Genomic DNA, 13,337 nt, shown 5'->3' with positions numbered 1-13,337 from the left:
GGCCGGGCGGGAGTGGTTGGTCGCGTTCGGGTCGGCGGGGACGTCAAGCGGCGCCTCGGCGACCAGTCGGCGAGTCATCAGGCGGGGCCCGTCCCGTCGCCATTCGTCAGCAACGTGTACCGGGACGTGCGCATCAACCACCACTCGCCAGCCTCATGCCTTCAAACGCGAGGAGCTGGAGCACGTCCCCTCTCCCGTCCGCTTCGGGTAGGGAAACACGGTGCAACGTGAGCTACGCGCGGTGGCTGCGATGACGACTTCATCACATGGGGTGAGGCACTTGCGGATCATCAGGGGGAACGCTACGCTGAACACGTCAAAGTTTTGGCAGTCGGCCGAAACTTTTGGTACGAAAGGCTCGAAGATGAGTGTTCGTGGTCATTACACGCTTTCACGCCGCGGTCTGCTCAAGGCATCTGGCATCGTTGTCAGTTCCGCGGCAATGACGTCCGCACTGGTCGCCTGCGGGTCCTCCGGCCCCAACTCCTCAGATGCTGGCGGGGCGGGTGACTTCGCCGCCAGTGCTTGGGCAATCCAGAGCTCCCAGTCGGACTCATACATCGCCGCCGTCGACCGGTGGAACGAGGCGCACCCGGAGGAGCGGATCGACCTGCAGGTCATGCCCGACAACGGGTACAAGGACAAGGTTCGCGTCGCCCTTGGCGCCGATCAGGCGCCAACCCTCATATATGGGTGGGGCGGTGGCGGCCTGCGCGATTACGTGGAACAGGGCCTAGTCGATTCCATAACGCAACTTGCGGGCAGCGAGCACGCCGGCATCGCGGAGCGCTACCTCGAGGCGACCCTCGGGGCGGCCACCATCGATGGCGAGCTTTACGGCGTCCCGATCGGCAACATGCAGCCCGTGGTCGTGCTTTACAACAAGGAGGTGTTCTCCGCGATCGGTGCCGAGGTCCCGCAGACCTGGAGCGAGTTGCTCAACGTCGTCGAGCAGGCCAAGAGTGCGAACTTCACTCCTATTGCTCTGGCCGGCCAGAGCAAGTGGACCCACCTTCCGTATCTCGCCTACCTGGTAGACCGCATCGGTGGGCCGGAGGTCTTTGCCAAGATCGAGGCGGACCAGGCCGACGGCTGGTCCGACCCGGCTGTGCTCGAAGCGGCACGGAAGATCCAAGAGCTCGTAGAGGCCGGCGCATTCGCCTCCGACGCCTCTGCAACCTCCTATGAGAGCGGCGCAGCCGATGCCCTGCTCTATACCGGGAAGGCGGCGATGCTCGTCATGCTGTCCAACGCCTACTCCAACATCGCCCAGGCTTCGCCGGAGTTCGTCGAGTCGGGCAACCTGGGCTACTTCGCCTTCCCAGCGGTCGAAGGGGGCAAGGGCGACCCGAAGGACGTCACAGGTAACCCCTCGGCGTACTGGTACGTCACCAGTGCCTCGACCGATGCTGCCAAGGATATCGCCATCCGGTTCCTCGACGAACAGGTCATGAACGACCAATACGTCGAGGAGATCATTGGCCGCGCCTCGGTACCGGGTGCCGTATCCGCGGGCGACAAGCTTGCCGCCGCGGAGGATCCCTTTGCCTCCTACGTCTTTGAAATGGTCAATGAGGCGCCTGCGTTCCAGCTGTCCCTGGACCAGGCACTCACGCCGGTACAGGGTGAAGCCCTCAACACGGCGCTTGACCAACTGTTCCTCCTTGAGATCACCCCTCAGGAATTCGTTGACACGATGACCGCCACCGTGGGCAAGTGAGGCTGCTCGTGAGCGTTTCAGACAACTCCGACGGCGTGCGGGCAAGGACCAAGACTGGCCCCAGCCCGTGGTTCATCGTCCCGGCCCTTGTCTTATTCCTCGTCTTCGCGATCATCCCCCTGTTCGGCGCGGTAATTCTATCCCTGACCAAGTGGGACGGCCTTGGTTCACCGCAACTGACGGGACTGACGAACTGGCGTGCCGTGCTGACCGATCCGGTCACTTGGACCACGATCAAGCTCAGCCTAATAGTGATGGTCGGGTCCTGGGCCGTCCAGACGCCACTAAGCCTGCTGCTCGGCGTCTGGGCGGCCCAGGCGGGCCGCACGCGGGCCGTCGTAACAACCGTCTACTTCCTGCCTCTTTTGCTCTCCTCGGCAGCAGTCGGCCTGACCTTCAAGAACCTGCTCGACCCGAACTTCGGCATGACCGCCATGGAGCGGCTCGGACCGTTGAGCAGAAACTGGCTCGGGGACAGGGAGACCGTTCTCGCGGTTGTGGTCTTCATCATCGCGTGGCACTTCGTGCCGCTGCACACGTTGCTTTACCAGGCGGGTGCGCGGCAGATCCCGAAGTCCCTTTACGAGGCGGCCTCGTGCGACGGTGCCGGCGGATTACGGATGTTCTTCCAGATCACGCTGCCACAGTTGAAGTACACAATCGTCACCTCGTCGACCCTGATGCTAGTAGGCTCACTGACCTACTTTGACCTCATATTCGTGCTGACATCGGGCGGACCGGGTTATGCCACCCGGATCCTGCCGCTGCACATGTATCTCACGGGCTTCCAGGCGGCAGACATGGGGCGTGCCAGCGCCATCGCCACGCTGCTTGCGATGCTGGGCCTGATCCTGTCTCTGACACTGACGAAAATAACGGGCTTCACCCGGATGGAAAGCCAGCAGGAGGGAATCTGATGGGCGCCATTGACTTGCCCCGGGCCTCTGGGATCGTAGGACGGGCAGCACGTCGGCGCAGCGGGCCTCGGGTGAACATCCCCGGCGGCCTAGGTGCGGTCCTCTGGCTTCTTGTCGTCGTCGTGCCGATCTACTGGGTGGTCGTCACCTCACTGCGCACGCAGCAGAACTTCTTCACCGACGGGGCGCTTGTGCCGCCGAGCAACCCGACACTGGAGAACTATGCGGCGGTGTTCGAGAAGGGCTTCGCACGGTTCTTCCTCAACTCGATCATCGTGACCGTCGGCGCCGTCGGCCTGACCATAGCCGTCGGGCTCATGGCCGCCTACGCCATCGTGCGCAGCAGGCGGGCGATCGCTAAGCGATCCCTGGGGGTCTTTCTGCTCGGCCTGGCGATCCCGGCCCAGTCGGCGATCATCCCGATCTTCTACATGATCACGCGGATGCGCCTGTACGACACGCTCCTGGCCGTAATCCTGCCGTCCACCGCCTTCGCCATCCCGGTCACGGTGCTCATCTTCACCAACTACCTCAGGGATATCCCGAGCGAGTTGTTCGAGTCGATGCGCCTGGACGGGGCGACCGAGTGGCAGATCCTCAGCAGGCTGGTGCTGCCGTTGTGCGTTCCGGCTCTCTCGACGACCGCGATCTACAACGGCGTCAATGTCTGGAACAACTTCCTGTTCCCGCTCGTGCTGACTCAGTCGCCCCAGAGCAGGGTGCTGCCCTTGGCCTTGTGGACCTTTCAGGGCGAGTTGACGATCAACGTGCCCGCCATGATGGCAGCCATCGTGCTGTCAGCTCTGCCTATCCTCACCCTCTATGTGCTCGGTCGCCGTCAGCTGATCGCCGGCATGACGGCTGGATTCGGCAAGTAGCACCGGTTCCAGCCGGCTTCTCCATCAAATCCAGAAAGACTTCCCATGACCTACACCGGCAAACGCACCTCCGCCAACTGGCCTATCGCCGCTGCCATGCTTCCCTTCCCGGACTCCCAGGACGCCGACGAGTACACCTGGCGCAAGCAGCTCGCCCAGGTCCGCTTCGAGGGGTTCACGGCCGTCGATCTCACCGATAACTGGGTCCGTGTCGGAGACCTCAGTCGGGAGCGCCTGGCTCTCCTCAAGGGGCTCCTCAAGGAGTACGGGCTCGCCCCATCGGCGATCTCCGCGATCCGCCGTTCCGTCATCGATCCCGTCGGGTGGGAGGACAATCTCGAATACTCGCATCGGGTCATTGACGCGGCGGCCTTTCTCGGCTCCGAGATTGTCTCCGTCGGCCTGCACCGTCCTCTCCTCGGTGCCCAGGCCCACGCCCTGTGGTTCTGGACTCAGCCGGGTCCCGTTGACTCCCGTGATCCGGACAACTGGCACCGAGCCGTCACCCGCCTGCGCGAGCTCGGCGAACACGCCGTGAGCCTGGGCCTGCTGCTGTCCCTGGAGATGTACGAGGACACCCTGCTCGGCACCGCCGATTCCGCGGTCAGGCTCGTCACCGATATCGGGATGAGCGGCGTCGGCCTGAACCCCGATCTGGGCAACCTCTACCGCCTGCACCGGCCCATTGAGGACTTCCTCGTCAGTGTTGAGAAGTGCATGCCATACGCCAACTACTGGCACATGAAGAGCTATTCGCGCGATGTAAACGCCGAGGGGCACGTAACCACGGTGCCCGCCCCCATGGCATTCGGCACGGCGAATTACCGCGAGGCGATCCAGATCGCCATTGACGCCGGCTTCGACGGCCCGATGTGCGTGGAGAACTATGGCGGCGACGGCCTGACTGTATCCGCGGAGAACATGCGCTACATCCGCCGGATGCTGGCTGTCGCGCTGAATGAGATCTGAAAGGGAGCCACCATGACGGAAACCACTACGGCAAACCGCACAGCCGTCCTCGGCCTGGGAGCCATGGGGCTGCCCATGGCAACCCGCCTCGCCGCAGTCGCCCCCGGGGGCGTAGTCGGCTATGACCCCTTTGAGCCGCGCCGCGAACTCGCTGCGTGTGCCGGGGTCCTGCCTGCCGTGTCCGCGGCCGAGGCAGTCCAGGGCGCTGACGTCGCCGTCATCGCGGTGAGGTCAGCAGACCAGATCGATGAAGTCCTGTTCGGGGCGCGGGGCGCCGCCTCCGGCCTGCGCGAAGGGGCAGTCGTCGTCATCACTTCCACCGTGGGTGCGGCCTGCGTTGTGGACGTGGCTGCCAGGCTCGCGGAAGGCGGTGTTCTCACCGTCGACGCCCCGGTCTCCGGAGGGGCGGTCCGCGCGGGTGACGGCACTCTGCTCATCATGATTGGGGGCTCGCAGGAGGCGCTCGCGGCCGGCCGCCCGACGCTCACCGCGTTGGGTGAGACCCTGGTTGAAACGGGTCCTGTTGGAGCCGGCCAGAACATGAAGGCCGTGAACCAGCTGCTGTGCGGCATTCACACCGCGGCCGCGGCGGAGGCACTGGCCATGGCGGCGAGTCTCGGCCTCGATCCGCGCCGATGCGTAGAGGTGTTCATGCAGGGGGCGGCCGCCTCTTTCATGCTCGGTGACCGCGGTCCGCGTATGGCCGAGCAGTTGCGGGGAGCGCCGGTGGAACTGCGGTCCCGTCTCGACATCATCGACAAGGACATGGGCATAGTCGGTGATCTAAATCGGGCCGCTCACCTGCCCACGCCCGTAGCGGGCGCTGCTGAGAATCTCTATCGCACCGCTATGAAGGCGGGCTTGGCGGCTCAGGACGACTCGGCTCTGGCGGTCTTCCTGCACGGCGGAGCCCTCAGCGGGAACTGAATGACAGCATCCTGACAAGACCTCAAAGCAAAGGAACACGACTCAATCATGGATATACATGTCCGAAAACAGGGATCGGACCTTGCTCCGGGGACGGCACAGGAGCCGCTCCTTACCATCTCGGAGGCCGCCCGTAGAGCCCTTCCGGGTGACACCGTCATTGTTCACGAAGGCACCTACCGCGAGTGGGTTGACCCGCAGCGCGGTGGACGTGATGAACTGCGCCGCATCACATACACAGCCGCGCCTGGAGAGCATGTCGTCATCAAGGGCTCCGAGGAACTGAACGAATGGGAGGAGATCGAGGACGGTCTGTGGTCCACGGCTCTAGACAACTCCTTGTTCGGCGACTTCAACCCCTACCGGGAGGTGATCGCAGGCGACTGGTTGGTGCGCCCCGTGGGGGCGGACGCCCCTCAGCACCTGGGTGAGGTGTATCTAGACGGTACGGCACTGAGGGAAGTTCGCGACCGCGAAGAACTGCGCCGACCCCCCGCGCTGCCCGAGATCGTCGATGACTGGACCGGGGTGCAGGTGGCCCCCGCCGGCGGGCCGGTGCCCGGCACCTGGCTTGCCGTCGTCGATGACACCACGACGACGATCATGGTGAACCTCGCGGGTCGCAGCCCACGTGAGGCGCTCATCGAGGCGAATGTCCGCCGCTCGGTGTTCTTTCCGCGCAATCACCAGATCGACTACATCACCGTGCGCGGTTTTGAGTTGGCGCACGCTGCGACCCCGTGGGCGCCGCCAACCGGCGACCAGCCCGGTCTGATCGGCCCCAATTGGGCCAGAGGCTGGATCATTGAGGACAACCACATTCACGACGCCAAGTGCGCGGCCGTCTCGCTGGGCAAGGAGGGCTCCACAGGAGACAACTACTCCACCACGAGGGGGGACCGCTCGGGCTACCAGTATCAGTTGGAGTCGGTCTTCGCCGGGCTCGAACTCGGGTGGTCCAGAGAGAAGGTCGGCTCCCACGTCGTTCGGCGCAATCTCATTCACGACTGCGGGCAGAACGCCGTCGTAGGACACATGGGTTGTGCCTTCTCCACGATTGAGGACAATGAGATTCACACGATCTCTGCGCGCCGGGCCTTCTACGGTCATGAGATCGCGGGCATCAAGTTGCATGCCGCGATCGACACGAGCATCACCCACAACCACGTGCACGGGTGCTCCCTCGGCATCTGGCTCGACTGGGAGACGCAGGGTACCAGGGTCGCCCGCAACGTGCTGCACGATAACTCCCGCGACCTCTTCATCGAGGTCAGTCACGGCCCTTACGTTGTGGACTCGAACGTCCTCGCCTCCCCCGCATCGATCGAGATACTCAGTCAGGGCGGCGCCTACGTGGCGAACCTCGTGCTCGGCACCGTCAGAGTCGAGACTGTCCCCGACCGATCCACGCCGTATCACCTGCCCCACTCGACGAAGGTCGCCGGTGTCTCGGTCGTATTCGGAGGTGATGACCGCTTCATCGGCAATGTCTTCGGGCCCGGGACTCAGGCCCCGGCCTATGTCACGCCACGTCCGGCATTGAGTGTGTACGGGCATGGCACGGTCGCCTACGACGGGTGCCCCTCGAAGTGGAGTGATTACCTCGCTCAGGTCCGTGCGGAGGCCGGCGACCACCGCCGTTACAACGACGTGCGTCAGGTCGTTGTCATTCGGGACAACGTCTACCTCGGCGGCGCCCGGGGCTACTCGCTTGAGGAACGCCCTGTGCGGGTGCCCGACGGTGCCGCCCGGGTCGAGACCGACGGTGACGGGCGCGTCAGTGTGGTCATCGACCTGCCCGAGGACGGCTCGCTCCCCGGCCTCGCTCCGGTGAGCGCGCAGGACCTTGGACACGTGCGCATGGCCGGGCTGCCCTTCACCGCCCCCGACGGCTCCCCGGTGTGCCTTTCCATGGATCTGGTTGGGAATGAGCGCCCGGAGGATACCTGGATCCCCGGACCGCTTGCCGAATTAGGGGACGGACGTATCTGCGTTTGGGACGCCGATCGGGTGCTCGGCGCCGAGGGGAGGACAACGGCATGACCATGATTTACAACAGCCCAGCCGATTTCACCGAGGATGCGACCCGGGGATTCGTCGACCTGCACTCCGACCGACTCCGTCTTGTTCCCGGTGGTGTCGTGAGACGTCGACGTTCGATGAAGCCAAAAGTGGCCGTCATCTATGGCGGTGGTTCCGGCCACTATCCGGCCTTCGCCGGCGTCGTCGGCCCCGGAATGGGGGACGGCGCTGTCATCGGCAATCTCTTCACCTCGCCGTCCACCGTACAGGCGTACTCGGTGGCGCGGGCTGCCAGCTCCGGGGCAGGGGTGGTCATCAGCTACGGCAACTACGCGGGCGACGTCATGAACTTCGGTCTCGCGGGAGAGCGACTCACCGCGGAGGGAATTGAGACCCGACAGCTGGTCATCACCGATGACATCGCCTCCGCGCCGCCCGCACAGTCCTCGAAGCGGCGCGGGATTGCTGGGGACTTCGTGGTGTTCAAGATTCTGGGTGCGGCGGCGGAGCGCGGTGACGATCTCGACGAGGTGGTCCGGTTGGGGCTGAGGGCCAACGCCGCGACCTTCTCCCTCGGGGTGGCCTTCGCGGGTTGCACCTTCCCCGGCGCCCGGGAGCCCCACTTCACCGTGCCCGAGGGCAAGATGGGCCTCGGCCTGGGGATCCATGGGGAGCCGGGGCTGGAGGATATCGACTGGATGCCCGCTGACGAGCTGGCCGCGCTCCTCGTGGGGCGCCTGCTCTCGGAACGTCCGGCAGGATCGGGAACACGGGTCGCCGCGATACTCAACGGCCTTGGCTCAACGAAGTACGAGGAACTCTTCCTCTTGTGGGGTCATGTAGCGGCCATGTTGCGGGAGGCGGGTCTGGAGGTAGTCGCGCCCGAGGTCGGGGAACTCGTGACGAGCCTTGACATGGCCGGGGTGTCACTCACGCTGTGCTGGCTGGATGATGAGTTGGAGGCCCTGTGGCTGGCACCGGCCGACACTCCTGCCTTCCGGCGCGGTGTGCTTGAGGGGACGGCCGCATCCGCAACCGCCGATGAGGAAGCCGTCGAGTATTTCTATTCAGAACCCGACGTCGAGTCGCCCTTGGGATCGGAGGATTCGCGCGTCGTCGGCGCTCTGGTTGTCGACTGCCTGCGGGCCATGCAGGCGGTGCTGCACGAGCGGGAGGACGAACTGGGCCGCATCGACCAGGTGGCCGGCGACGGCGACCACGGCCGCGGTATGGTTCGCGGAGTCGACTGCGCCGTAGACGCGGCTACGGCGGCCCTCGCAACGGGATGGGGCGCCGCCGGCGTGCTCGCAAGCGCCGGCGACGCGTGGGCGGAGCACGCCGGCGGCACCTCGGGTGTCCTGTGGGGTGCTGCGCTTAGAGCGCTGGGGGCCGGGCTCGGCAACGAGGTCACGGTTGTGCCCGCGGATGTGGCAGCCGCTGTGGAGCGTTTCGTCCTGGCGATGACCGATCTGGGAAAGGCCGAGCTCGGGGACAAGACGGTCATAGACGCGGCAGTTCCGTTCCGGGACCGCCTGCGTCTCGAAATCGATGCGCAGGCATCATTGAGTGACGCTTGGAGCGCGGCCGCGTCCGAGGCGTGCCGTGCAGCCGAGGAGACGAGAGTCCTGTCACCACGAAGGGGAAGGGCACGTCCGCTCGCCGAGAGGTCTATTGGGCATCCGGACCCCGGGGCCGTCTCCTTCGGGATGTGTGCCGCTGCCGTCGGGAGCCTGCTCCGCGCGAGAGAGGGGGAGACCGGCTCGTGATGGCGAGCACGGCTGGGCGTGGTGCGGCAGAGGTCTGCATGCGCCCAGCCGCACACTCGCTCCGGGTCCTGCGGGGCTGGTAGCCAGAAGCGGTAGGAAGAGGACATTGGCACTATGAGTACAGAGGTAAGCGGGCCGGCTCGGCGGGGCGGAGGAGTGCAGTGGCGTGACACCGCGGTTCCGACGCGTCATGGCGAGGTTACCGTGCGGCTGTGGACTCCGGACAGCGGCATTCCTAGTGAGCCAGTAGTGGTCTGGCTCCATGGTTCCGCTTACATCCGTGGGGCGATCAACATGCCGGAGGCGATGAGTGTTGCCGGACACCTCTCGCGCAGGGGATGCACAGTCGCCGTTGTGGACTATTCCCTTGCGGAGCACATCCCCGCGGGTGATGAGTGGCCATGGCCTCCGAGGGCGGCCGCGGGCATTCGCTTCCCTGTCCCGATCGATGAGGTTGTCGACGTTTGTGCGGCGCTGCCGAGTCTCGCTGGTGTGACCTCCGTCTGGTATCTGGGAGGGGCGAGTGCTGGCGCGAGTGTGGCGCTGTCCGCGGCGCAACGTCTTCGCGACGAGGGCGGCCAGTTGCCCGCCGGCATTCCGCTGGTGTACCCGACGGCCCACTCGGTGCTGCCGCCGATGACGCCGGAATTGCGTAACAAATACCTTCGCATCCCCTTCGAGCAGCGTTACTCGCCGTTGCGGGTCCACCTGATGAATCTCAACTTCGTGGGGACGGAGGACCGGATGGAGGAGCCCTACGCCTTCCCCGGCGACGGCGACCTGAGTGGGCTCCCCCCGGTCTATGTCCTCAATTCGGAGCTGGACGGCCTGAGGGCGAGCGGGCAGACGCTGGCGGCCTCTCTGGCAGCCGCAGGTAACGACGTAGTCCAGTTCTGCGAGCCGGAAGCGCTTCACGGGCACCTGAACACGCCCGAGCTCGTGGTCTCGGACCGTTCGCTCGCCAGGATCGACGCCTGGATGACCCTGATCGAAGCGAATGCCAGGGCGTCGGGGCTCGGAATGTGAGCGCGGGCCGCGGGCGTGGGCCGGGAGCCGGGTAACTGATGCTTTGCATGCGGCTCCCGACCACGTTGCAGCGCGAGGCCTCAGGCTCTACTTGCCTCGTAATCGCGAATACGGTCGACCTTGGGGGCGGACCTACCGGCGGGGTCGAAGACGCCGTCGAGGTACTCGCGCAGAAGGAATTTGGCCGTCTCGGGACCGACGACCTGTGCCCCCATCGAGACGAGGTTCGCGTCATTGGATCGGGCCGCGCGCTGAGCCTGGTAGGCGTCGCTGATACAGGCACAGTAGGCTCCGGCAACCTTGTTGGCGGCGATTGAGACACCGATGCCCGTTCCGCACAACAATATCCCGCGGTCCGCCAAACCAGCGGCGACGTCCTGGGCGACTCGGATAGCGACATTGGCATAGATGGGGTCGTCAGAGGGGTAGTCGATGATCTCATGGCCGAGGGCGGACGCCTCGGTGATCAGCAGGTGTTTGAGTGCTGTGGCGTTGGGGTCGCAGCCGAATGCGAGCTTCATGGTGGTCCTTCTTCGGATGTGCCCGGCGCCTTTGGCGGGGGCGCGGGCAGTGCGCTGGGTGGCTTCCCTTGCGACGAAAGTTTAGGCGTGTCGCAGAAACAAATGCAATGGTGGGGGGTGACTCGCCTTGTTGCTCACAGGGGAGGCTGGTGGTGCTCGCGGTTCTAGGCTCGTCGCGCCAACTCGCGACGATCCGCTACACCCGCGGCGGCGCCGTCGAGGCGCGCTCGACCAGGCGCGTAGGAATCTTGACCGAGCCGATCGTTCGCTTGGTCTTGGTTCCTGTGGAGTCTTCGGCGAGGTCTAGGGACGCCTCGACTGCCCGCGCCCCCATCGTCTCCAGCGCCTGGTGAACGGTTGTGAGCGGGGGAGCGGCGCACTCGGCAAGGAAAGTGTCGTCATAGCCGACAACACTGAGTTCGTCGGGAACGGACAGTCCGTGCTGACGGGCAGCCTCATATACGCCTATTGCGGAGACGTCGCAGGCGCACATGACGGCGGTGGGACGGCTTTCCGGCGCGATATCGAGCAGGGTCAGCCCCGCGCGCAGCCCATTGGCATAAGTGAAGCTGTTCCCAAGGATGAGTGTGGGATCCACGTCGAGGCCGGCATCCATCATGGCGGAACGGAAACCGAGCAGGCGTTCCCGGGCCGGTAGCGAGCGCTCCGGGCCGGCGACGAAGGCTATGCGCTGGTGCCCCAGTGCGAGCAGGTGCTGGGTGGCGGCCATGCCGCCGTTCCAGTTGGTCGAGGAGATCTCAAGCACCCCGTCGGGGGTTTCTTGAGCCGGGTCTACGGTGATCACAGGCAGCTGGAGTGTATGCACCGCGTCGATCTGCGCATCAGACAGTTCCATGGTGACAACGATCAGTGCTAAATGACCTTCTGCCACGATCCGTCGCACCCAGGAGTCGGACGCGGCCTCTCGACGGTCATTGAAGGAGCGGACATCAAGAATGGCGCCATGATCGTGCGCTGCCGCTACCGCCCCGGCGAGCACGCGGTTGGTGTAGTACGTATCGAGAGAATCGAAGACGATTGTGATCGTCGGGGAACTCCGCTCTGCGGATGTAGGCGCCTCATAGCCGAGTTGTTCGGCCAGGTCAAGGATCTGTCGACGTGTACGCGCAGAGACGTCCTGACGGCCATTGATCGCCTTGGACACGGTTGCGCGCGAGACCTGAGCGGCTGCAGCTATGGTGTCAAGCGTGACGCGTTCGCGCGGAGTCACAGTGTCCTCCATTCTCGGGTCGCCCCACACCGGCGCGGGTAGAAGCCGGTGGTACAAGTGTTGTTCCAGCAAGCGTAGTGTCCTTGCCCCTGCCCCTGTACCGATGTTTCTGCCATTGGTCCGTGCCGGTGACCTTGTCCTGAGCAGGAGTTGCAGCTTACACTCGCGATCGCACGAAAACGTGCGAAAGACCTCGAAATGCGGCTGCGCGCCGCACCGGTGTGGCTGCCGCACCTCAAGGGAGGATGTGCATGGCTACTTTGCCCCCGCAACTCGGCCCGCTTCCGCCTTCAGTCGTATCGGAACCAGATGACTTCGATCGTTTCTGGGCGCGGACGTTGGATGAGGCGCGCAGCTTCGATCCCGAGGCGAGGACGACTGAACGCGTCGCCGTGGAGCAGCCCCTCTCGGAGCTGCGCTACTGGGACATCTCCTTCAGGGGGTTCGGCGGGCAGCGGGTGAAGGCGTGGCTGTCCCGGCCGGCAAGGTGCGACGATGAACCGCTACCCTGCGTGGTTCAGATTCCGGGCTACGGCCGCGGGCGTGGACTGCCGGGCGAGAATCCCCACGTAGCGGCCGCGGGTATGGCACACCTGCTGCTTGACGTACGCGGGCAGGGGTGCGGATATGGGAGCGGTGGGGACACGCCGGATCTCCACGACGGCGCCCCCGAAGCGCCCGGCGTTGTCACCCGTGGCATCTCCGCGCCCGAAACGTACTATTACCGCCGCCTCATCGTGGACGCGGTGCGCGCCGTGGATGCGGTACGCAAACTGCCGGACGTCGACGCCGAGCGCGTGATCGTGATGGGAAACTCTCAGGGGGGCGGCGTTGCTCTTGCCGTTGCCGGACTGGTGTCCGACCTGCGCGGAGTGACCGTATCCGTCCCCTTTCTTTGCGACATTCCGGCCGTCTATCAGTCTGCGCAGGGCGAGCCCTACGCGGAACTGGTCCGATACCTGTCGGTGCGGCGAGCCGAGCGTGAGGTGGTCTTCCGCACCCTGGCCTACGTCGACGGCGTCAACCATGCGCGGCGTGCCCAGGCCCCGTCGCTTTGGGGGCTGGGGTTGCGCGATACCTGCTGTCCACCCTTGGGCGGTCAACAGGCGCTGGCGGCATACGCCGGCCCGACAGAGGTGGAGATCTACTCGGACAACGGGCATGAGGGCGGCGAGTTCTACTATCTGCGCCGTCAGCTCACGTGGATCCGCGAGCTCTGCGCGGCCTAGCCGGCCTAGAGCTCTGCGCGGCCTAGCCGGCCTAATAGTCTTGTCGTTAGGCAATTTACGGCAATTCGCGCGGGTGGGTGAGAGCAGGTCTATCATCCCACCGTTTTCGCCGATCCAATTTTCGTGTACGG

Annotated in this window: 11 protein-coding genes; 9 read left to right on the top strand and 2 right to left on the bottom strand. The window is 65.1% G+C overall.

Features of this window, described 5'->3' with window-relative positions:
• Positions 1 to 364: 364 nt before the first annotated feature.
• From ACGLYG10_RS07345 to ACGLYG10_RS07310, 8 genes are all read left to right on the top strand, one after another.
• On the top strand, positions 365 to 1,720 hold the full coding sequence (locus tag ACGLYG10_RS07345; protein WP_170866485.1) for an ABC transporter substrate-binding protein: 1,356 nt from the start codon (positions 365 to 367) through the stop codon (positions 1,718 to 1,720).
• 8 nt (positions 1,721 to 1,728) lie between these two features.
• On the top strand, positions 1,729 to 2,637 hold the full coding sequence (locus ACGLYG10_RS07340; RefSeq protein WP_108969469.1) for a carbohydrate ABC transporter permease: 909 nt from the start codon (positions 1,729 to 1,731) through the stop codon (positions 2,635 to 2,637).
• Positions 2,637 to 3,515, top strand: a complete 879-nt coding sequence (locus tag ACGLYG10_RS07335) for a carbohydrate ABC transporter permease (RefSeq protein WP_083565723.1) — start codon at positions 2,637 to 2,639, stop codon at positions 3,513 to 3,515. Before ACGLYG10_RS07340 ends, ACGLYG10_RS07335 begins: the two co-directional genes overlap by 1 nt.
• A 45-nt stretch (positions 3,516 to 3,560) precedes the next feature.
• The gene (locus tag ACGLYG10_RS07330; protein ID WP_073329851.1) at positions 3,561 to 4,484 is read left to right on the top strand and encodes a sugar phosphate isomerase/epimerase family protein; all 924 of its coding nucleotides are present in this window, start codon (positions 3,561 to 3,563) and stop codon (positions 4,482 to 4,484) included.
• A 12-nt stretch (positions 4,485 to 4,496) separates the two neighbouring features.
• Positions 4,497 to 5,411, top strand: a complete 915-nt coding sequence (locus ACGLYG10_RS07325; protein WP_073329849.1) for an NAD(P)-dependent oxidoreductase — start codon at positions 4,497 to 4,499, stop codon at positions 5,409 to 5,411.
• 48 nt (positions 5,412 to 5,459) lie between these two features.
• Entirely contained in the window at positions 5,460 to 7,454 is a 1,995-nt protein-coding gene (locus tag ACGLYG10_RS07320; RefSeq protein WP_073329846.1) for a right-handed parallel beta-helix repeat-containing protein, read from the top strand.
• Positions 7,451 to 9,199: a dihydroxyacetone kinase family protein gene (locus ACGLYG10_RS07315; RefSeq protein WP_073329844.1), complete on the top strand. Its 1,749-nt coding sequence runs from the start codon at positions 7,451 to 7,453 to the stop codon at positions 9,197 to 9,199. The genes ACGLYG10_RS07320 and ACGLYG10_RS07315 overlap by 4 nt, the downstream gene beginning before the upstream one ends.
• A gap of 354 nt (positions 9,200 to 9,553) precedes the next feature.
• Positions 9,554 to 10,225, top strand: coding sequence for an alpha/beta hydrolase fold domain-containing protein (locus ACGLYG10_RS07310; RefSeq protein WP_170866484.1), 672 nt, complete (start codon positions 9,554 to 9,556; stop codon positions 10,223 to 10,225).
• Positions 10,226 to 10,305: 80 nt separating this feature from the next.
• Here the strand turns inward: ACGLYG10_RS07310 and ACGLYG10_RS07305 are convergent, their stop codons facing one another.
• Together ACGLYG10_RS07305 and ACGLYG10_RS07300 are read right to left on the bottom strand one after the other, a co-directional pair.
• Positions 10,306 to 10,746 (bottom strand): RpiB/LacA/LacB family sugar-phosphate isomerase, encoded by a 441-nt coding sequence (locus ACGLYG10_RS07305; RefSeq protein WP_073329838.1) that lies wholly within the window; start codon positions 10,744 to 10,746, stop codon positions 10,306 to 10,308.
• Between the two features lie 196 nt (positions 10,747 to 10,942).
• Complete coding sequence (locus tag ACGLYG10_RS07300; RefSeq protein ID WP_170866483.1) at positions 10,943 to 11,977, bottom strand: LacI family DNA-binding transcriptional regulator; 1,035 nt, start codon at positions 11,975 to 11,977, stop codon at positions 10,943 to 10,945.
• Positions 11,978 to 12,228: 251 nt separating this feature from the next.
• Between ACGLYG10_RS07300 and ACGLYG10_RS07295 the strand changes: the two genes are divergently transcribed.
• Positions 12,229 to 13,206: an acetylxylan esterase gene (locus tag ACGLYG10_RS07295; RefSeq protein ID WP_211482997.1), complete on the top strand. Its 978-nt coding sequence runs from the start codon at positions 12,229 to 12,231 to the stop codon at positions 13,204 to 13,206.
• Positions 13,207 to 13,337: the final 131 nt, after the last annotated feature.

It is taken from the genome of Actinomyces glycerinitolerans (genome assembly GCF_900098745.1).
GTDB classification, from domain to species: Bacteria; Actinomycetota; Actinomycetes; order Actinomycetales; family Actinomycetaceae; genus Actinomyces; species Actinomyces glycerinitolerans.
Note: the sequence above shows the minus strand (reverse complement) of the source record. Positions and strands in the feature narration are given on the sequence as shown.

Bases quoted from the DNA above. Each gene is read 5' to 3' on its own strand.
- ACGLYG10_RS07315 (WP_073329844.1), top strand. From the start codon at position 7,451: ATGACCATGATTTACAACAGCCCAGCCGATTTCACCGAGGATGCGACC.
- ACGLYG10_RS07345 (WP_170866485.1), top strand. From the start codon at position 365: ATGAGTGTTCGTGGTCATTACACGCTTTCACGCCGCGGTCTGCTCAAG.
- ACGLYG10_RS07295 (WP_211482997.1), top strand. From the start codon at position 12,229: ATGGCTACTTTGCCCCCGCAACTCGGCCCGCTTCCGCCTTCAGTCGTA.
- ACGLYG10_RS07305 (WP_073329838.1), bottom strand. From the start codon at position 10,746: ATGAAGCTCGCATTCGGCTGCGACCCCAACGCCACAGCACTCAAACAC.
- ACGLYG10_RS07320 (WP_073329846.1), top strand. From the start codon at position 5,460: ATGGATATACATGTCCGAAAACAGGGATCGGACCTTGCTCCGGGGACG.
- ACGLYG10_RS07335 (WP_083565723.1), top strand. From the start codon at position 2,637: ATGGGCGCCATTGACTTGCCCCGGGCCTCTGGGATCGTAGGACGGGCA.
- ACGLYG10_RS07330 (WP_073329851.1), top strand. From the start codon at position 3,561: ATGACCTACACCGGCAAACGCACCTCCGCCAACTGGCCTATCGCCGCT.
- ACGLYG10_RS07325 (WP_073329849.1), top strand. From the start codon at position 4,497: ATGACGGAAACCACTACGGCAAACCGCACAGCCGTCCTCGGCCTGGGA.